Source organism: Paenibacillus radicis (ex Xue et al. 2023) (genome assembly GCF_024722015.1).
Lineage (GTDB): Bacteria > Bacillota > Bacilli > Paenibacillales > NBRC-103111 > Paenibacillus_S.
Map to the genome: position 1 here is coordinate 233,219 of NZ_JANQBD010000002.1, position 20,579 is coordinate 253,797.

17 protein-coding genes and 1 pseudogene are annotated in these 20,579 nt (G+C 44.2%); 4 read left to right on the top strand and 14 right to left on the bottom strand.

Annotated features, from left to right (window positions below; all coding sequences use genetic code 11):
- Positions 1-199: 199 nt before the first annotated feature.
- From NV381_RS03705 to NV381_RS03720, 5 genes are all read right to left on the bottom strand, one after another.
- On the bottom strand, positions 200-1,339 hold the full coding sequence (locus NV381_RS03705; protein ID WP_258211922.1) for a toxic anion resistance protein: 1,140 nt from the start codon (positions 1,337-1,339) through the stop codon (positions 200-202).
- Positions 1,340-1,360: 21 nt separating this feature from the next.
- Positions 1,361-3,049 (bottom strand): vWA domain-containing protein, encoded by a 1,689-nt coding sequence (locus tag NV381_RS03710; RefSeq protein ID WP_258211923.1) that lies wholly within the window; start codon positions 3,047-3,049, stop codon positions 1,361-1,363.
- A 12-nt stretch (positions 3,050-3,061) separates the two neighbouring features.
- A complete protein-coding gene (locus NV381_RS03715) occupies positions 3,062-3,754 on the bottom strand; it encodes a hypothetical protein (protein ID WP_258211924.1) in 693 nt (230 codons plus the stop codon).
- 545 nt (positions 3,755-4,299) lie between these two features.
- Complete coding sequence (locus tag NV381_RS38355) at positions 4,300-4,404, bottom strand: LPXTG cell wall anchor domain-containing protein (protein ID WP_419182239.1); 105 nt, start codon at positions 4,402-4,404, stop codon at positions 4,300-4,302.
- 63 nt (positions 4,405-4,467) lie between these two features.
- Positions 4,468-4,896, bottom strand: a complete 429-nt coding sequence (locus NV381_RS03720; protein WP_258211925.1) for a GNAT family N-acetyltransferase — start codon at positions 4,894-4,896, stop codon at positions 4,468-4,470.
- Between the two features lie 284 nt (positions 4,897-5,180).
- Here NV381_RS03720 and NV381_RS03725 point away from each other — a divergent pair, with 284 nt between their 5' ends.
- Positions 5,181-5,765, top strand: a complete 585-nt coding sequence (locus NV381_RS03725) for a GNAT family N-acetyltransferase (protein ID WP_258211926.1) — start codon at positions 5,181-5,183, stop codon at positions 5,763-5,765.
- A gap of 34 nt (positions 5,766-5,799) precedes the next feature.
- Here NV381_RS03725 and NV381_RS03730 read toward each other — a convergent pair whose 3' ends face one another.
- Positions 5,800-6,159: a VOC family protein gene (locus NV381_RS03730; protein WP_258211927.1), complete on the bottom strand. Its 360-nt coding sequence runs from the start codon at positions 6,157-6,159 to the stop codon at positions 5,800-5,802.
- Between the two features lie 127 nt (positions 6,160-6,286).
- Positions 6,287-6,555 (bottom strand): annotated as a pseudogene (locus NV381_RS38175) (GNAT family N-acetyltransferase); the annotation flags it as partial.
- Positions 6,556-6,748: 193 nt separating this feature from the next.
- Between NV381_RS38175 and NV381_RS03735 the strand changes: the two are divergent.
- The 3 genes from NV381_RS03735 to NV381_RS03745 are packed head-to-tail and all read left to right on the top strand — an operon-like array spanning position 6,749 to position 9,323.
- The gene (locus NV381_RS03735; protein WP_258211928.1) at positions 6,749-7,732 is read left to right on the top strand and encodes an ABC transporter ATP-binding protein; all 984 of its coding nucleotides are present in this window, start codon (positions 6,749-6,751) and stop codon (positions 7,730-7,732) included.
- Positions 7,729-8,535 carry an ABC transporter permease gene (locus tag NV381_RS03740; RefSeq protein WP_308861653.1) on the top strand — a complete coding sequence of 269 codons (807 nt, stop codon included), beginning with the start codon at positions 7,729-7,731 and terminating at the stop codon, positions 8,533-8,535. The genes NV381_RS03735 and NV381_RS03740 overlap by 4 nt, the downstream gene beginning before the upstream one ends.
- 5 nt (positions 8,536-8,540) lie before the next feature.
- The gene (locus NV381_RS03745; protein WP_258211929.1) at positions 8,541-9,323 is read left to right on the top strand and encodes an ABC transporter permease; all 783 of its coding nucleotides are present in this window, start codon (positions 8,541-8,543) and stop codon (positions 9,321-9,323) included.
- A gap of 115 nt (positions 9,324-9,438) precedes the next feature.
- Here the strand turns inward: NV381_RS03745 and NV381_RS03750 are convergent, their stop codons facing one another.
- The 7 genes from NV381_RS03750 to fsa all read right to left on the bottom strand — a co-directional run bounded on the left by NV381_RS03750 (position 9,439) and on the right by fsa (position 20,527).
- Entirely contained in the window at positions 9,439-9,957 is a 519-nt protein-coding gene (locus tag NV381_RS03750; protein ID WP_258211930.1) for a GNAT family N-acetyltransferase, read from the bottom strand.
- 140 nt (positions 9,958-10,097) lie between these two features.
- On the bottom strand, positions 10,098-12,107 hold the full coding sequence (locus NV381_RS03755; RefSeq protein ID WP_258211931.1) for a PQQ-binding-like beta-propeller repeat protein: 2,010 nt from the start codon (positions 12,105-12,107) through the stop codon (positions 10,098-10,100).
- Between the two features lie 72 nt (positions 12,108-12,179).
- Complete coding sequence (locus tag NV381_RS03760) at positions 12,180-12,938, bottom strand: copper amine oxidase N-terminal domain-containing protein (RefSeq protein ID WP_258211932.1); 759 nt, start codon at positions 12,936-12,938, stop codon at positions 12,180-12,182.
- A gap of 452 nt (positions 12,939-13,390) precedes the next feature.
- Positions 13,391-16,741 carry a tetratricopeptide repeat protein gene (locus NV381_RS03765; protein WP_258211933.1) on the bottom strand — a complete coding sequence of 1,117 codons (3,351 nt, stop codon included), beginning with the start codon at positions 16,739-16,741 and terminating at the stop codon, positions 13,391-13,393.
- 289 nt (positions 16,742-17,030) lie between these two features.
- Positions 17,031-18,449, bottom strand: a complete 1,419-nt coding sequence (gene gndA / locus NV381_RS03770; RefSeq protein WP_258211934.1) for an NADP-dependent phosphogluconate dehydrogenase — start codon at positions 18,447-18,449, stop codon at positions 17,031-17,033.
- A 20-nt stretch (positions 18,450-18,469) separates the two neighbouring features.
- Positions 18,470-19,816 (bottom strand): glucose-6-phosphate isomerase, encoded by a 1,347-nt coding sequence (locus NV381_RS03775; protein ID WP_258211935.1) that lies wholly within the window; start codon positions 19,814-19,816, stop codon positions 18,470-18,472.
- A gap of 42 nt (positions 19,817-19,858) precedes the next feature.
- Positions 19,859-20,527: a fructose-6-phosphate aldolase gene (fsa, locus tag NV381_RS03780; protein WP_258211936.1), complete on the bottom strand. Its 669-nt coding sequence runs from the start codon at positions 20,525-20,527 to the stop codon at positions 19,859-19,861.
- Between the last annotated feature and the right edge of the window lie 52 nt (positions 20,528-20,579).

Here is a 20,579-nt window from a genome sequence, read left to right on the forward strand (position 1 = left end):
AATGTTATCAATTCCATACTGTTTAAACTAGCTACTTCAGACATGCAGACGGTAATGACAAGTAATAACTTTGATTATGACATTTAATAATATTGTGATGTTTCGCGGCTTGGAGATGGTTTGTACAATAATTCAAAAAAAATAAAAAAGCTTGATTTCTCAAGCTTTTCTGATATTCCCTCATACAGCATCTTCATGATTAAAGACCCAACAAATTTCCTTTTTCTAAACGCAGGATCTGCTTTTCGCCAGCGTCGGCTAATGTCCGGAACTGATCGATCGTTTCACGCATCTTTGGTAGAGCTTCTTGCTTATACATGCTTATCGAATCGAAAGCCGACAATACATCCGTAAATGCTTGCTTCAAAGTATCCACCGATACGCTCGATTGCATGGCCTGTTTTTGAATGGCGACCCCTTGCTCCTTCAACATCCTTGATGTACCTGCGATAATATCGTTCGTCGTTTGGTTCAAAAGGTCGATCTTTTTCAGAACGATTCCTTGGTTGTAGAGTGCGCTTGCCACAGTTACAGCGATTCTCAGCGCAGAAATAGTGACCGTATTCGCCCTGTCTACTCCACGAATAAGCTCTTTATTGTTGCGAATGATAACCTCGAATGCCATAATGCCCTGTTGATTCACAGCCAACATTTGTTGCATATCCATCAAACGCTGACGCAAAGGAAATAACACTTCTTCCGTGATAAAGCGGATTTTGTCAGGGTCCTCATTACGCAATTTTGCTGCTTCTATTTGCGCTTCAATGGACTCATCCATTAACATCCCCAACTGAATTTCTTTTCTAAGCTTTTTAGTCAATTCCCTGACTTCCTGTTGTTCGATTTCAAGCGTAGTATTATCATTTTTGAGGGTCGACTTCCCCTTTTCCAAAGAAACGACAATATCCGCAATCACAACATCCGCTTTTTCATATCTAAGAAAGTACGCACGCAATGGGTTGAACAATTTCCCCAGAATGCCTCTCTTTGCAAAGTCCACCACGCTAGGGTCCAAATCTTTCAGCTGAGTATGCAATTCAGCAAGACCCTTGGCTACTGGTCCCCCCTCGTCACCTAATTTCGAAAGGTTTCCTACTGTAACCTGGAGCATTGTATTTTTTTTCGAGGACACTCTCATTGTATTTAAGCCGTAGGTATCGATGGATTTCAATATTTCTTTCTTCTTATCAAGTGAATCAAGATCCAATTCCATAATGATGGCAACATTCGCATCCGCTGCCTCTTTCAGCTTCGCTATCTCCTCAGGTACAGGCTTCACCTCTTGCTCTATCGCTTCCTTAATGACTTCCTGACTTACCACTTCCATTGAAAATGACATGTAAATCCTCCTTTGACTTCATTACATTTGGACATTAAACAAATTACCCAACTTGTAGACCACATCATCTGTATCAGCATTAATACTTGCCGCCTCATTGATGCTTGAAATACTTTGAAGTGCCTTGATGTTCGCGTTATAGCCGACCGTGTAAATAGGAATCTTGAACGTCTCGATCAACCCTTTAATGTCATTTAATGAATGGCCCGCATTTGTTTCACCGTCACTCAGGACGAAGATGATAGGTTTAACACCGGGATTGACAGCCGCTTCATCTTGAAGCATCTTCAACGCTACAATAATCGCATCAAAGGTAGCCGTTCCACCGCCAGCCTGGAGACTATTCACAGCTCCAACAAACATGGATTGCTGAGATGTATCGTATTTCCCTATAGGGAGCTTTATGGTCACCCCACTTGAATAAGAGACAAGACCGATGCTATTGCTTTTGCCTAAATATTTTTGGCCTTTTATCAAAGACTCCTTCAATCGATTAATAGGCGCACCTGCCATACTGCCCGAAACATCGGTTACAAAAACCGCCGCAATGGGCTTGCTGCCGTCTTTCTTCTCTTTCCACACCTTTTGCGCGGAAGACAGAAGGCTTCCATCGACTGCCGCGAGCTCGGATTTGTAATCTTCAAGACCGTTAAAGCCTTTTTGCTGTGCTGTCTTCTGATATTTATCCTGCGTCACGAATTCCGAAAACTTCGCAAGAATTTCCGTTTTATTTTGTGGAAGATCGCCCAATGCATATAAAGGACTGTCATGCCTTACACCGAAGGGGGTAAAAACAAAGCCCGTTTTCAAGTCGGCCGTATTGACATAGGTTTGGTACTCCAGAACAAAACCGTCAAGAGCTCCGGATTTAGCCGCGTCACGCATTTGTATGGTTGTAGATGCAATAAACGGTACATTGGATTGAAATTTTTCAAAACCCTGAACTGCCTTGTCACTCAATATATTCGAGCTATCGAACGTGCCTAGCGCTGTCACAAGAAAATTCAGCCCTGTAGAACTGGCAAATGGATCGGTATAACCCATGGCAAATTCGTTATTGGCAATAGCATCCGTGATGGTTTTCACGTTCACCGAACCATATTTCCCCACTATAGCATCATATTTCGGCTTTGCTATAACAATTCCAGGGACGTTACCGGCAAGACGTTTGGAAACGAGCTGCGTCTTTACGCCGCTTGCCTTGACCATTTCTCCCCACAATTCATTTGAAGGGGTAAAGGCGTCTGGAACATATTTAGCGAATTTAATGTAATCAGCTGCAGTTCCGGAGGCAATATTACGAATTTTAACGGAAGCGGGTTTTCCATTTACGATGATATTGGCTTTGTTAAATTCAGTAGCTGTCTCAGCTAACCAACCGTCAACACCGGTCCCCGATTTCTCTGTAGAGGAGAAAATTTCCACGAAGTTTTCCGTCGTATTGTTCACGGTTACAGGAAACTTGGAGATATCAGGCAAGGAGGCGGCAACATCAATTGGATTAAGGTCTATTTGCCCCTTTACCGGTGTTTCAGTAGCAACGGAGATATCGGAGTAAAACTTTTTCAGTTGTTTCGCTGCATCTTCGGAAGTAATCTGTGTTTTGGATTTTCCGAAATTTGAAGTTAAACTTACCCCTGCATAAACCATGACGAATACGAATATCACAATGATACCTGAAAGCAGGAAAAACTTACTTTTTTTTGGCATTCCTAGCACCTCTTACTGTTTGTAATATTTGGTTTGCTTAATTAAGGAGTCGATCTCCTGAATGCAAGGCATTCCTTCAATGTCTCCAGGCTCCAAGCTATCCAAGCGGGATATTTCCAATATTAACTTGTCTAGCTTTAACAAGATTTCTTCGTTCGTCGCAAGGGAATATTGGATGAAAGCCATAAACTCGTTGTAAACCATAGTTCTCTCTTGAAGAATCTTCGGTGATAATTGGGTTGGCTTTTGACTGATGACGCTTTCGTACTCTGATTCATCAAAAACAAGGAGCCTGTTCAGAATGCTTTTTAAATTGAGATAAAATAGCTTTTCTACCTCTTGGGTCACGGAAATAAACTTTATGTAGCTTAGTTCAGTGGACTCAAATCGCTGATTCAGGATCTCTAGTAAGGTTTCTTTCTTTTTTTCAATTCGTTCCAGCTGCTTTAAAGCAAGAGCAATGTCCTTCTCCAACACTTTTACTTTCCTGTACTGAGACAAAGCCTCCGTATAATCCTCTTGTGTTTTGATCTGTTTCAGGGGCAGCGCGACAGGGGGTCTAAATAACCATACGTAGCTTCCATAGAGCAAAGAAAGCACACTTACGAATAATACAGTTACTCCAATTGCAGTATGGAGAGGGCTTCCGCCTAGCTCTACTCCAAGAAATCCAGGTGAGAGGACTATGATATTAATAACGATCACACTGATAATTAGTCCCAGTAGTTTTATGTACTTAATGATTACACCCCCTATGTATACTACGTAACTAACAACTTCCAGTGCTTCTCGAATGGTTAAGACCCGTGACCCAGTCCCTTCTTGATTTCACTTCCTTTTCTATTTTACCAAAAAAAGTTAGTGAGTTGTTGTTTTTATTGTCGAGTTGGGACAGAAAAAGGAAATTTAACCAAAATGAGTGCGTCATCAATACAGTATTCATAGTTATGAATACCCTGGCCATATTCCGGAGATCTCTCCCCATCACATGCTTCGCGTATTAACGGAAGCGCTACTTCTTCCCATAATGAATGAATCATGCATTAGTGGAAGTATTCGTTCCCCTATGGCATGGAAAGCACGACAAACAGAGAAATAACGGAAGACCTCGCTCCGTTCTCTCTCTGTTTGTCGCATAGTGTTCATCATTCGGCTCAGATAGCGGAATCCCGACTTCCGCTATTGTCTTACATTGAAGCCTGCAGATTAAATAACGGAATTTTCAGTTCCGCCTCGTCTTCTTATACTTTTCAGCGATTTTCATCATGTTTTTTTCTCCTAAACATTATTAGGCCAACGATAAGTACAACGGGAATCCCTAAAAATAATATGATGTTATTCCAATGAATAAACAATTATTGTACCTCCTTAAAGTTATTCAACTAAGATCAGAGGATCAATCAAAACAATGAATGAAATTATTTCAACTTCTTATTTAACATAACTTCATCATCTACTATATAGTTGCTTCGTACATATGTATTAATTGCAGCCTCGTTATCACTGCCTGTTAATACCTTGATTGTTTTGACACCACGCAAAGAAAGCTGCTCTTCAAGAAAGGAAAGCAAGGATGTAGCAACGCCCTTCCTTCGTGCAGCTTCCTCAACATACATTTCAGTTATTTCACCATAAGCATCCTTGTAGCAAAAAGATTTGAAGCTTTGAGCACAGGCAAAACCAATTACTTCGTCCGATAGGGTAGCCACGGCAACCAACTCATTGCAACTTTTCAAGCTCTCAACTATCTCCGTCACAGGACGTTTGTCTCCCCCATTAAACTTAAAATTTAAGCTGGAGAGCACATCCGCATCGTTTATAGTTGCCAATCTTACATGAATAATCATTAATTTCACCCATTTCTGAAAATAAGACGCTCCATTTCAATTTTATACTTCGCCTAACTTGGGAAGTTATCCTCTATTTATCCGTAAACCTGCCATTAAAATTAATTCTATGTACCTCGCCACCACAACATCCTTTACTGTACTGGAACCTAGAAGTACTCTTTTTGGGAGTGAAAAATGGTCTAGCAAAAAATCGGAATATTGGTACTTTTATATTGCCAATATTCTTTGTATCCTAAATTACTAGTTACATGTATAAGGATAACAAAAAGGAGACAACGCCCATGAAAGTTGAACCCGTAATTTTGCAAGGAGAAAGGGTAATTCTTGTTCCAATGGAATCTGCCCATACTAACCCGCTTTATGAAGCGCTGAAGGATCCGGAAATATGGACGTATTCCCCTCCCGGTATGCGAAGTATAGACGATATGAAAAATTATGTGGATACTGCTTTAGAGGAACGAGCTAGAGGGGATGCCCTGCCTTTTGTCATTCGCGACCTGGAAACTGATCGTCTGGTAGGGACGACTAGATTTGCTGACATTTCCGCCCAGCATCGACATCTGGAAATCGGTTGGACAGCACTTGCCCGAGAAGTTTGGAGAACACGAGTGAATACCGAGTGCAAATATTTACTGCTGCAGCACTGTTTTGAGACATTGGGTACGGTCCGAGTGCAGCTTAAAGCCGATTCACGCAATACCCGCTCATTAAGAGCAATTGAGCGTATTGGCGCTATTTCGGAAGGAATACACCGAAGTCATCGAATTTTGAATGATGGCTACATCAGAGACACAGTCTACTATAGCTTTATAGTATCAGACTGGCCCGAAGCGAAAATGAGGCTAGAAAAGATGCTGGTAGATTAGACTACCAGCGGCAACGAATTCTCCTAGAGACCCTCTAATATTGAGGGTCACCTTTGATTTCAATTCGATTTCCCTCAGGATCAATAATAACTCCTATAGTCCCCCATTTGAAACTTTTTACCTCAACATTTACTCCACGTGCTTCGATCTCTGAAACGGCTAAGTCAAAATTATTAACGTTGAATCGGACTACAATCGGATTTTGTGATCTTGTTTTTTCTTTATCAGAAGCCACACCCTTGTCTTCAAGCATGAGATAACTGCCGCCGAAATCCAATATGGCTAAGTCCTCACCACGTTGACGGATTTTCATACCAAGTTGAACAGAATAAAAGCTTAATGCGGTTTCGTAATCCTCACAGAACAGAATAATACCCGTTTCTCTAATGTCCATTAGATATCACCTCAATTGGTTTGTTTACTCATCATAATGGATTTGCTTAAGGAAAACGTCAGTACAATGCAGTATCAGCATCTACGACTTAAGTCTCACAATGACCTTTTTTAAAAGACCGCAACTATTATTCAATTGCCTTGTTCAAGCTTCTTTGAAGCCGCTTCTCTAGATTCGTACGCAATTCAGGCCATTCTTCGGCGAGAATGGAGTAATAGGCTGTATCCCGGATAGATCCATCACTAGCAGGAACATGTGCCCTGCGGACACCTTCAAAAGTTGCCCCAAGACGTTGTATGGCAGACCGAGAACGTGCGTTGCGAGCATCAGTCTTTAGCGTAACTCTAATCGTATGCAGGATTCGAACGCATGGGTAAGCATCAGGAGCTTTAATTGGATTTAATATACCATACAGTCAAGATCAGTCGAAGTATTTTAAAGCATCCACTCCAAATTATAAATGAGTCAATCCGAGTAATAGTGAGACTTATCCGGTTCCTAGAAAAAAATCACAAAAAATTGTATTGACACCTTCAACTCTTAGTGGTAGCATTCTAAATCTGTCACTTCAAAATAGAAATGGAGGTATATGTTAGTGATAACAGTAAATGGAATCAAAAAATCGTACCTGGTAGCCAAGCGCCCATCGGGTCTAAGGCATGTTATGAAATCGTTATTCCACCGAGAATACACAGTTGTGGAAGCGCTTCAAGACATTTCATTTTCCATCGCTCCCGGTGAAATTGTCGGTTACATCGGACCTAACGGCGCCGGTAAATCGACCACCATTAAGATCATGAGCGGCATTCTCGTCCCTGATCAGGGCACTTGCACGATCATGGGCTACACCCCTTGGCTTGATCGCGTCCCTTATGTAAAGAACATCGGAGTCGTGTTTGGACAGCGTACTCAGCTATGGTGGGATGTGCCGGTCATGGATTCATTCGAGCTGCTGCGGGATATCTATAACATTCCACATAAGGAATACAAAGATAATCTCACCCTGCTTATTGAAACTTTAGATCTGAACAGCATCATCCATACGCCGGTTCGGCAGCTGAGCCTCGGCCAACGGATGCGCTGCGAAATCGCGGCCTCTCTCCTTCATAGTCCCAGCATACTGTTTCTGGATGAACCTACTATTGGCCTCGATGCCGTTTCCAAGATCGCTGTTCGCCATTTTATTAAGACGATCAATAAGGAAAAGCACGTCACAGTCATCCTCACCACCCACGATATGAACGATATCGAAGCGCTCGCCGACCGGATTTTGTTAATCGGAAAAGGAAACCTGCTTTATGATGGTAGTGTTCAGGGCTTGCGCAGCCGATTTGGAACACGAAGGACGATAACGGCTGACTATCGCGAGAATAGCATACCTATAAATATTCCAGGAGCATCCTTGCTGTCCTGGACACCCGACCGGGCGATTCTAAGTGTAGATACAGATCAGGTCATGATGTCGGAGGCGCTCACTAAGCTGTCCTCGCAGGTCGAGCTGCTGGATGTCACTATCGATACACAGCCGATAGAAGATATCATTGTTCAAATGTATAAGGAGTACCAGCTATGATGAAAGCGTACATATCCGTTTTCAAGCTGCGTATCAGCAACGGGCTGCAATACCGTGCCGCAGCATTAGCAGGCATCGGCACTCAATTTTTCTTTGGCTTCATGTTTATAATGATCTTTGAAGCGTTCTACGCTCATGCTATTCAAGAGCCGCCTATGACGCTTTCACAAGTCATAACCTATACGTGGCTCAAGCAAGCATTCCTTGTTTTTATCGTCTTGTGGCTTAGGGATAATGAGTTGTTCCAGCTTATAACCAGCGGCAATATAGCCTATGAATTGTGCAGACCCAATGACATCTACGGTTTCTGGTATGCCAAGCTTCTTGCCCAGCGATTATCAAGCGCCCTGCTTCGCTGTTTTCCGATCCTGATCGTTGTGTTTTTCCTGCCAGCCCCCTACGGACTTCAATTACCTCCTGATTTCATCTCGTTCCTGCTTTTTCTCGCTGTGCTTATCGTCGGATTATTAATGATCATAGCCATCTCGATGCTGATTTACATCTCTGTATTTGTAACGATGTCTCCTTCCGGCTCATTATTGCTGTTTAGTGTGTTCGGGGAATTTCTCGCCGGACTCATTATTCCCGTTCCTCTTATGCCAGGATGGATGCAGCAAATCGTATATTTGCTCCCGTTTCATTGGACTGCTGATTTTCCATTTCGCGTGTTTACAGGCAATCTTTCCAAATCCGAAGCTGTGACTGGGCTGGGCATTCAGATCGTATGGTTGGCCGCACTAATTACCTTCGGTAAATTCGCTATGAGCAAAGCGCTTAAACGTGTTGTTGTACAGGGAGGGTAATCCGAATGAAACTTTATTTTCAGTACATGCTGCTCCTGTTCAAATCGCAATTGCAGTATCGAGCTTCATTCCTGCTGCTAACACTCGGGCAGTGCCTGACACCTTTTACAGTGTTTGCCGGTCTGTACTTTATGTTTGAAAGATTCGGACAGATCGAAGGATGGACGTTCTATGAGGTGGCTTTATGCTTCGCAGTAACGCATATGGCTTTTTCAATTACGGAATGCTTTGCGCGGGGGTTCGACGTTTTCTCCAGTCTTGTCATAAGCGGTGACTTTGATCGACTGCTCGTTCGGCCCAGGAGCACCGTCGTTCAGGTATTCGGTTCCCGCTTCGAATTTGCTAGAGTAGGACGTTTGTTTCTGAGTTTCATTGTTTTAATCTGGGCTACCTTCAATATCCAGATCGATTGGACGCTGCTTAAACTTATAGCACTTCTATTGATGATTGCGGGGGGAGTCGCTATATTTACCGGTATTTTCATTCTAGCTGCCTCTATCTGCTTCTGGACGGTACAGGGGCTGGAAATAGCTAACATATTCACCGACGGCGGACGCGAGATGACGCAATATCCATTGAACATTTACCACAAATGGGTAAGCCGTTTTTTCACCTTTGTCATTCCATTCGGTTGCGTAAACTACTTACCGCTGTTATACATTCTCGGCCGTGATGGTGAAAGACATGCGCTGTATGCTTTTATCCCGTTGGCTGGAGTTATCTTCCTTGTGCCCTGCCTGTATGTGTGGAAAATCGGGGTGGCTCATTACCGCTCGACAGGCTCTTGATGGATGAAGACTCCCAGCTTAATAATCGGCTATTCTCTGTAATATAAGTAAGCGTCAAATGTCCTTGGCGAGCGACTTTGACGCTTATATTTCTCCATCATTTTAATTGGTTAAACTATGTCCTTTGAGTTTGGAACACAAATACAGGCCCATTCCACCTACTATTTTGTATCATTTCCTCTTGGAATGTACCGTCACTCTTGTATTCTTTAATCACATTCCTCCAGAACTCATAAGCATTTTTATTAGACAAAGTTTGCCTGATCTCCCAAGTACCATGAAACTGTTCAAATAACAAAAGGGCAACTTCTTTGCCCACTCCCTTCCGTCTGTATTTCCGCATAATAAAGAAGTCGGATATTACGTTTGTCACCTCTGCCGAACTGAGTTTCATGTATTCTGTAGGAACATCGAGACTCACCAAAGCAAATCCCGCAATCTCCCCATCCACTTTGACTATAAAGGGGCGCCGATATTCATCTGTCCATTGATGGTCAAAGTATTTGTATAAGTAGAATCCATGATTGTTTAAAGCATGTCCATCAAATTCACTGCTGTCATAACGGTACAACTGAATAAGATTATACAGAATGGTTTTATCTTCATATGGAAGTAAAGATAATTCTATTTTCATGTATGAGCACTCCCTCCTATAATTAGCGATAGTTTACCATATCCGATGTAGTAGAGTACGTTTATAACTAAAAAATACAAAAACATCGTATCTTTTTCGATGCGATGTTTTTGTTTATGAAAATATTCCTTCACTACGTACTATTTTCTGACCTTTAACATCCGGACGATAGCCGAGGCAGCTTCAGCGCGGGTGGATAGCACCTGAGGAGCAAATTTCTTGTCAGTAATTCCCCCCACAATGATGATCCCGGTCTCCTCGGCTGTGGATACCGCGATTTTCGCCCAATCCGGAATATCCGCTTCGTCGGCATAGTTGGTCTTACTCGCTTTGCCAGCAGGGAGACCGGAGGAACGGATGACCATAGCAATCATTTCAGCGTGAGTAATGTTCGCATTCGGCCGAAATGTGCCATCCTCATAACCGCTTATTATTCGGAGCTGTACAGCCTGTGCCACCGGTTGGACGGCCCAAACTCCGATTTCGTCCTTATCCTCGAAAGCAAGCGTAGTACCCTCCACCACCGGTTTCAATCCTCTTATGAGCATGGCCGTAAACTCGGCGCGTGTTACACTCGCATTCGGCCTGAAGGTGCCGTCCGCGTAACCGTTAACGAATCCGAGATCCACTGCTTTCGCGATCTCCACGCTCGCCCAATGTCCCGAGATATCGGAAAAGTTTGACGTAACGCTAGTATCCCGAGCTGGAAGCTTGCTACCTGGAATTCCACTTACGGTTACGGTACAATCTGCGATGAATCCCCCATCCTCCGCCTTCACGGTTATTTTTGCCGTACCCGCTGCGATCCCTGTAACTTTTCCCGTACTATCCACCGCAGCCACTGCACTATCGCTGCTGCTCCATTTCACCTGTTTGTTCGTTGCTTTCTCAGGGACAATCGATGCCGTCAATGCTTCGCTGTCTCCCGCTTGCAGGTTCAATGTTTTCTTATTCAAGCTGACGCTGCTTGCGGCGACAGTGCCAAGCGCGTACAATATTTTCCTTCCTGCCACATAGACCGTACCATCGCTTCCGGCAGCAGGGATTTTATCTCCAATTCCATCGGCGACATATCCCCATTTTACTTTCCCAATTGTGTCAATCGCATAGAGTACATTGTTATCTGATGCCGCATAGATCATATTTTCATCTGCTGTCACCGGAGTTTTAATTAGCTTAACATTATTGCCAATGTCCAAAAACCATTTCCTTGTACCAATCGGATTCTCGGCAACCAGTTTCTTATCAAACGCGATATAATAAGTCCCGTCAGCTCCGGCACCCGGCGCGGATAAGGATCGAAAATCATTCGTCGTCCATTTATTCGTGCCATCCGGATTAATAGCATAAAATGCAGCTCCCTTATTGATTGTATAGGATCCGGCATAAATGCTACCCTCACTTCCAATCAGAGGAGAAGCAACTATCGGCTGCGTACTAAATGTCCATTTCTTGACTCCATTCGGTTTGATCGCATAAAGGTTGCCGCCGGTTGCTCCGACATAAATCGTTCCATCCGATCCAACGGCGGGAGAAAATACGGTGGCGCCTTCTGTAATATAATCCCATTTGGGCTTCCCGTCCGGATTAATGGCATACAGTCTTCGGTTGTCGGATCCTCCTGCGAAGATCGTACCATCTCCCCCAATGGCCGGTGAAGAAAACACTTCAAGGGCCTTGATACTATTCCCACCCCTTATGAACTCCCATTTCACTTTTCTCCCGATCGGATCAATGGCATACAATTTATGAGTACTGGTAGAATTATCCATAACATTTACGTAGATCGTACCATCTGAGCCAATAACCGGTGTGCCATAGGGTGCAGCCCCCAATAAAGTCTCCCACTTTTTCGTTCCGTCCGGGTTAATCGCATACAGCTTTTTATTGTCCGCACCCACATAGATCGTTCCATCTGAAACAATCACAGGGGAAGTGGATATGTTAGCCTCAATGTTATTGAACTCCCAACGTACTACTGCTGTCGGATATCCCTTAGGATCAAGTTTTGGATCGAGCCCTTCAATCGCTGCGGCAGAGCTGGGGAGCAGTCCTGAAACCGACACAACAGCCGATAAGGCAAATACCCCTATTTTCCATCTAAGGTTTAAAATGCGGATCAACTCCTTTTCCAGCTCATTCGATTTCACAGCAATGCCCTACATGACGCCGTCAATAGCTGTTTTCACGTTTTAAGTCTTTGATCAATAACAAGCTTCTCCTTATTTGGTTTTTGTCTCATTCAAGCTATCCTTAGCGGTTGGATCCCCATTATCAAAAAAAGAAGTGTCCAAAAGCCTCGCATAAATATACGGGTTTAAATTAGGGCTTTGTACATGAATTTTGACTTTTTCAAGACCTTCTACATTATAAATCAGCCGCTTTACATTGTCCTCCGGACTAACGGTTTGCTTATCGAGGACAGTGAGGGCTGCGTTTCCTGCAGAATCACTCGCGTTATAGAGCGCAAAGTCCACCTCATGTTCTCCGGGACTTATGACGGCAGCATCCAGGACAAGGCGCTTATATTTTCGGTCAATTGTAAAAATAACATCTCCGTACTGGTCAATCTTTAAAACTTCCTGAAACTTTTTATTTTTCACCAACGTTTCTTTCGGGTCTTTGGACAGAATGGCATAGATGTTGTCAATCTCCATCGGCATGGCAAAGATCGGCGTTTTTTCTCCCGGCTTGCCTCCAATGTAAATTTTTTGGCTCGCAGCATCATAATCAATTTGTATTTTTAACGCTTCAGCCAAGGCACGGACAGGCAAATAATTGCTTCCTTCATAATGAATCGCCGTTAGCGGGTTCCCGGATTCGTCTTTGGGCTGCCATAAATCTCCTTTTAGCACAAATGACACACCGCGGTTAAAAAATGCGTTGATCGGCTCCAAATTGACCGCCGCATAAGCAGATCCAAAAGAGCTGGAAATAACAGCGGTAATAAATACTAGAATCATAACCATTTTCTTATTCAATTACTTTCACCCTTTCGTCTTATATTCAGATTCATTCTAAAGCAGGGAGCGCTTCAAAAGCGCTTCAAAATGGGGAATTTATGTTCACTTCTTAGCTTTCAGCAGATTCATTATGGCGGTTATCGACTCGCCGCGGGTAGCAGTAACATAGAAAAGAGACCAGCATAAAGCGTTTTCCTTTTAAACATGGCAAAACCCCTTTCAATAATTGAGCCGCGGGGCAAGAGAATCCCCCTTCAAATACATATTAAAGAAGGGAACGCTTCTAAATCGTTTCAAATCAGCAGCATCATCTAACCATCTATTCCATTTGCATAAGAACGGAACCAAGATAAACAGTTATAGTTAGCTACTTGTCTTATAGCTTTATCCTCTGCGCGATACATATTGTATCAATCAAGACGTGACCCTACCGTTTCTCCCACAGAAGCAGTAGTGTATGATCACCGGAATTATCGAGAAAGTAGATCCTCATTCAAATAATGATCAATTTCGTCCAAAACTTTACGGGAAATATTTTTGGATTGAGCGACCTCGGCTGCAAGCTGCGGCATCTGACGTGCAGTGACAGCTCGGCACAACCCGTTAAGCTCGTGGCAATGGTCAAAATATTGTTGTTTGCCCGACTTTCGGTAAAGCTCTTCATTCAACAAGTGCGCAGCGGTCTGATGTTCAAGCGATTCAGGATTCAGCTTCCACATTGCGTAGCGAATAGATGCCTGTTCTTTTAGACCGGAATTTTGCTCGAATATTCGCTCCAGTCTGTTTGTTGCTTCGTCGAGACTTATCCAGCCTAAACCTGTCTTCAATTGCCACAGCAGCACAAGGAGGCTGATCCGCATATCTTTTCGCCTAAGCATATTTGCGATATGCAGAGCTTCTTCCGCTGCCTCCACAGCACTTTCATATTGATTCTGGCGCTGCCTCAGCAAGCTCATGAAATAGAGAGTTTCGCATTTGAAATACGGGGTGTGCAGTTGTTTGAACAGCCGTATCGAGCATCCGAGCAAAAGATCGGCCTCCTCCAGCCGATGCTGAGCCAAAAGGTTGCGACCTTCAAAACTGAGCATGATGGCCACGACTCGCCAATCCTTGATCGCAACGGCTTCTTCAAGACAAAAGACGATACATGGTGACGCCTGCGCATGTTGTCCGAGATACCAATAGTACTTCCCTAACATTCCAAAAGCATTAGCGAAGCCCATACGGTCTCCTATCGAATTGCTGATTTCCATCTTATCCACTATGAGGTCAAAAGCCCGATCCATTTCATCCATATCCATATACACCAAGGCCAAGATGCCCATGGCTTGCTGGATGGAATACTTATCCCGGTTCTTAGTTGCTAGCCGGATCTGTTTCTTGATCCAAATAATCGCTTGGTCGTATTTGCATTGGTCATAAAACAGATGTCCTATTATTCCAAAGAATCGGCAATCCTCGTGGGATTGATTTTCGACATGAGACAACCCCATTCTTTTCCTCAGATAAAAGAATACCTTGTCATAATTACCCCTATAGTAATGAAGAATGCCTAGCGTCACATAAACGGAAATCAGTCCGGAATGATCCTCCAACAGCTCAAAGCTGCGCATCGCTCGTTCCATATGAACTCTCGCTTCTTCATATTTACCTTGCAACCGCAAACAATTCCCGAGCGCTACGTCGCATACGGATCGTTCTCTGAGCGATGCGGAATTTCCTGACCGCTCAAGCCATTGTTTGTATGTCTTTTCCGCTTCGATCCAATCCCCCATCATGATACAAGCTTCGCCTAATTTCATCAGAATGGGTAAAATTTGTTCCGATGGCAGCAGCTTGCAAAGCTTTCGGTAATATTGGATTCTCGTTTCATTGGCATAGATCTTCTCCTCAGCGGATGCAGCCATTTCATAATAAGGAACCGCCTCACTACCCATTCCTGCGAGTTCGTAATGAAAGGCGATTTCCGCGGCAAGAGGCTCAGGCAGTCTGTGATGAAAAACAATCAGGCCATTGGCAATCTGCTGATGATAATAGCGGAGTATACTGTCGTTCTTCAATGTGTACGCGACTCCCCTTAGGAGTTCATGCGTAAAATCGTACTGACCGTCCCCCAATTCATGCATAACTTTCAGCTTCACCAACTGCACCATAATTTCAAGTACAGTTTTCTCTTTCGACTCTAAAACAAGTGCCATAAATTCCGGAAACACCGGCCTTCCGACAGCCGCTACAGCTGAAATAAGCTGTATGCATTCCTCTGAAAGCCTGTTTAAGCGGTTTTCTATAGCGGATTTCACCAAAGGCGAAAGCCGCAATTCACTCTTGTTGCTGCTTGTTTGCCATTCCCTCATCGTCTCGACAATGAATAGCGGATTTCCGCCCGTTTCCGTGTATAAACTGGATGAGTTAAGGTCCGCTAACGAATTGCCCACAATAGCGGCCATCAGTCGTTTCGTATCCTCCTCGCTGAAAGGGGCAAGCTCGATTTCCGTTAGGTTCCGTTCAAGCCGAAGTCCTGTGAAAAAACGCCCTATTGCATCGTCTGCCAACTCATCTGTTCTCATCGTCGCGATCACGAAGAGTTTGGCTTTCGAGCCGCCGCGAAGGAGATAGGAAATAAGCTGGAGCGTTTCCTTGTCGCTCCATTGAATATCATCAAGGATGAGCAGCAGCGGTTGTTGATCAAGCAGCATCCGTTCTATCGCTTCATACCACTTATTCAGCTGCCAATTTTCCTGAATCGGGTTCGGCATCGGCAAGTCCGGATAGCGTTCATACAATTCCGGCAGCAATCGAGCTAGCTCCGACAGCCATACCGGGCTCATCTGTGGCAACGGAATGCTTCTGAGCCAATTTGTTACCGGAGTGTAGGATAGCGACCTTACCGTTGGATAGCATCCGGCAAAAGCCGTTTGTATCCCTTGGCTTTCTAGCCAACCCTTAAATTCCATCGCCATTCTGGTTTTTCCAATTCCCGACTCTCCTTTCAGCACAAGCAAGGAGGTTCTGCCCGCCTTAGCCTGCTGCCAAACACTCAGCATACTTCCCCATTCATCGATTCTGCCGATAAACGGAGTTTGTCTGTATGCGATAGTCGAATTATCGCCTCCGCTCTGCGCGAGTCTTTGAAACAACTGCTGAGTCTCCCCCGCAGGAGCAATGCCAAGCTCGGCTTCAAAAACGCAGCACAATTGCTCATAAATTTGCACAACACCGGCCATATCTTTGTTCAAGGCTTTTAGCCGCATCAACGTACGATAAGTTTCCTCCCTTAATTTATTTTGGGCCAGCAGTTTATTCGCGAAAATTAAGGCCGAGGAGTATTCCCGCTGACTTTCCATCATAGAAATGAGTTTGTCGAGCACGTCTAAATACGTTTGCGCCAACAATTCCCGCTTTGCATTAAGCCATTCCTCATAAAATCCGGGGAGTAGCTCGCCTCGGTACAGTTCTTCCGCTTGACGCAGCTCATAGAGAGTTTTTCCTTGAGCCGCCTGTTCAAACTCGTGCACATCCGAATAGCAGGGCAGTTCATTATTCCAATGCATGTAAGACGAAGTAATTTGGAGATGGCGGTTTATTTGTGGGAAGCATTTTCGAAGATCATGAATGAGTTTACGCAGATTGGAAAGAGCTTGTTTCTCGGTGGAATCCGGCCAAAAGTCAAAGGCAATCTGTCTCCTGCTTTGGGGTATGTCAAAAGCCAGAATCAAGTACGCCAACAGCAGCCCGACCTTTTTGCCGGGAATTGTTGGTATGGTCTCGTCATCGAAGGTGATTTTCAAACTGCCTAATAATTGAAAACGGCAACCTGTCAAAATGACAACCCCCAATCCTGCATGTTCTACTTTCTTTTATCTAAACCATATCTCAGACAGTCAGTCAATAGTCGACTAGTACTAATGTTATGGAATTAGGTATGGTTGATGGACTATCAAGGCTGGAAGCTCCGTTGCTACCTTCCGTCAACTACGATTTCCCGGTATAGGAGACACATTAACTAAAAAGCACTCCTATATTGGCTGGTCATGAAATACAACATTTCATGACCAGCCGCTAGGAGTGCCTTTGTTGTTAAATGAATGGATCGTAATTTAGGGATCGCACTTACTTGTTATTGTCCATCCATTGGAAATGGAAGCTTCCTTCTTTATCAAGACGTTGGAACGTATGAGCCCCGAAATAATCCCTTTGTGCTTGCAGTAAATTAGCTGGCAGCCTCTCCGATCGATAGCTGTCATAATAAGCTAAAGCAGAAGCAAAAGCAGGAACCGGAATTCCTCTGGTTACGGCAATCGTTATGACTTTTCTCCAAGCATCCTGATAGTTTTCAACGATACCGTTGAAGTATTCGTCCAAGAACAGGTTGCTTAAAGCGGGGTTTCGGTCATAGGCATCCTTAATATTTTGCAGGAATCTTGCACGGATAATACATCCACCGCGGAATATCATCGCAATGCTGCCATAGTTCAGATCCCAGTTGTATGCGTCAGAAGCAGCTCTCATTTGTGCAAAGCCCTGAGCATAGGAAGCTATTTTACTAGTATACAAAGCTTTGCGAACTGCTTCGATAAATTCATTAGGGTCCCCTTCATAACCGGATACCGCAGGACCACTCAACAGCTTGCTAGCGGCTACGCGTTCTTCTTTCATTGCGGAGATAAACCGCGCGAACACGGATTCAGTTATGATGGACAATGGAACGCCCAGATCCAATGCACTTTGGCTAGTCCATTTACCTGTTCCTTTTTGCCCTGCCGAATCAAGAATTACATCCACCATCGGTTTGCCTGTATCGGGATCTGCCTTCTTGAAAATATCGGCTGTAATTTCGATCAAGTAGCTATCCAGCTCGCCATTGTTCCATTCTGTGAAAATGTCATGCAGTTGGCTTGTACTCAAGTTCAGTACATCCTTGAGTAGATGATAGGCTTCGCCAATAAGCTGCATATCGCCGTATTCGATGCCGTTGTGTACCATTTTGACATAATGGCCTGCGCCATCTGCTCCAATATAAGTCGAGCAAGGATCGCCATTCACTTTGGCAGAAATGGCTGTCAGGATCGGCTCAACCAGCTCATACGCATCTTTTTGCCCACCAGGCATAATTGCTGGGCCTTTCAATGCGCCTTCTTCTCCTCCAGAAACGCCTGCGCCGATGAAGCGGAAGCCTTGAGCCTGAAGATCCTTGTTTCTGCGCTGTGTATCAGGGAAATATGCGTTTCCGCCGTCGATCAGAATATCTCCTTGATCCAGGTATGGCACCAGCTGATTAATAGTATCGTCAGTAGGTTGGCCCGCTTTGACCATAATGAGGATTTTACGCGGTTTCTCCAGCGACTGGACGAATTCTTCTACGTTGTAGGTGCCAACGAAATCTTTTCCTTGCGCTTCTGCCAATAGTTCATTTGTTTTCTCGGCTGAACGGTTATACACCGCAACCGAGAAACCCTTGCTTTCGATATTCAAGGCGAGGTTTTTACCCATGACGGCCAAACCGACCACGCCAATTTGTTGTTTTTTCACAAGTAGCTACCTCCCTGTCATTACTGTCCGGCTGTAGATAAGCGTTTTAAGAGCTCAGCTTTTTGCTCCTCAAAACCAGGCTTGCCAAGCAGTGCAAACATATTGATTTTGTACGCCTCTACGCCAGGTTGATCGAACGGGTTAACCCCAAGCAGCAAGCCGCTGATGCCGCAGGCTTTCTCGAAGAAATAAACCATTTCGCCGTACGTATACTCATTGAGCTCATCCAATTCAACAATCAGATTAGGTACGCCGCCATCGACATGTGCAAGCCGCGTGCCCTCTGCTGCCTTCTTGTTCACTTCATCCATTGTCATTCCTGCAACAAAATTCAATCCGTCCAGATTACCGGAGTCCTCTTGGATAGTAAATTCGACTTTCGCTTTCTTCACCGAAAGCACTGTCTCGATGAGATCGCGTCGACCTTCTTGAACATATTGGCCCATGGAATGCAAATCGGTCGTGAAATCGACGGATGCCGGATATAGCCCTTTTTGGTCCTTCCCTTCGCTTTCACCAAACAGCTGCTTCCACCATTCGGAAACAAAATGCAGAGAGGGCTCAAAGTTAGCAAGCAGCTCAATTGTTTTACCTTTACGGTAAAGAGCGTTACGAACAGCCGCATACTGATAGCTCTCATTTGAAGCTAGATCGGGATTATTGTATTTCTTAGCAGCAGCCGCTGCTCCTTCCATCATTTGATCGATGTTGAGTCCGGCAGTTGCAATCGGCAGAAGCCCTACCGCTGTAAGCACGGAATAACGTCCGCCTACATCATCGGGAATGACGAAGGTTTCATAGCCTTCTTCATCGGCAAGTTTTTTGAGTGCGCCTTTCGATTGGTCGGTTGTCGCGAAGATGCGTTTGCGTGCTTCCTCTTTACCATATTTCTTTTCCATATAATCACGCAAAATACGGAATGCAATGGCCGGTTCCGTCGTCGTGCCCGACTTGGAAATAACATTTAGGGAAATATCTTTGCCCTCAAGCAGCTCCAATAAATGAGTGATATACGTTGAGCTGATATTTTGACCGGCAAAATACACCTCCGTATTGCCCTTCATTTGGTTATGGAAAGTATGGGATAGCGCTTCAATCGCCGATCTTGCTCCCAAATAGGAACCACCGATACCAATTACGATGAGAGCTTGAGAATTGCTGCGAATGCGTTGCGCGGCGTCTTTAATTCTCGCAAATTCTTCTTTATCATAATCAAGCGGCAGATTAACCCAGCCCAAATAATCGGATCCAGGGCCCTGCTTCTCATGCAGCATATTGTGAGCTACCTTCACGAACTCACTGAAATTATCCACCTCGTGCTGCTGGATAAACGATAGCGCATTGAAGTAATCGAATGAAATTGTCATTTGAATTGTTCTCCTTTAAACCCTTTTATAATAAAGTGCAGCTTAAAGTTGCGTTGTTTTTTTCCAATCGGCAGCAAATTTCTCCATGCCTTGATCCGTTAGAGGATGTTTGGACATTTGTTCGATGACTGAGAAAGGAATTGTTGCGATATGGGCACCAGCCATGGCTACGCGTGTTACGTGGTCCGGATGACGGACAGATGCCGCGATGATTTGTGCATCCAGGTTATGTGTACGGAACAATTCAGCGATTTTCGAGACGAGTAGAACGCCATCTTCCGAAATATCATCCAAACGGCCCAGGAACGGGGATACATAAGTTGCGCCAGCGCGAGCTGCCAAGAGTGCTTGGTTCACAGTGAAGATCAATGTTACGTTTGTCTTAACACCTTTCTTCGTCAGGTAACGGCATGCCTCCAAGCCTGCCAACGTCATCGGGAGCTTAATGGTAATGTTTTTGTCATTGTTGTTGATTTTGATCAGTTCATTCGCTTGTGCGATCATGTCCTCAGCTGTTTCTGCATCAGGTGTTACTTCGGCCGAAACGGATTCAACCTCAGGTACTTCGCGCAAAATCTCAGCGATGCGATCTTCGAATTTCACGCCTTCTTTGGCAATCAAAGATGGGTTTGTCGTAACACCGGACAAAAGACCTGTTTTATAAGCTTTTTTGATATCTACCAGATTAGCCGTGTCGATAAAAAATTTCATAGTTATTACCTCCGTTTTTTATGGGTATAATTTAACATTCAAACTATAGTTT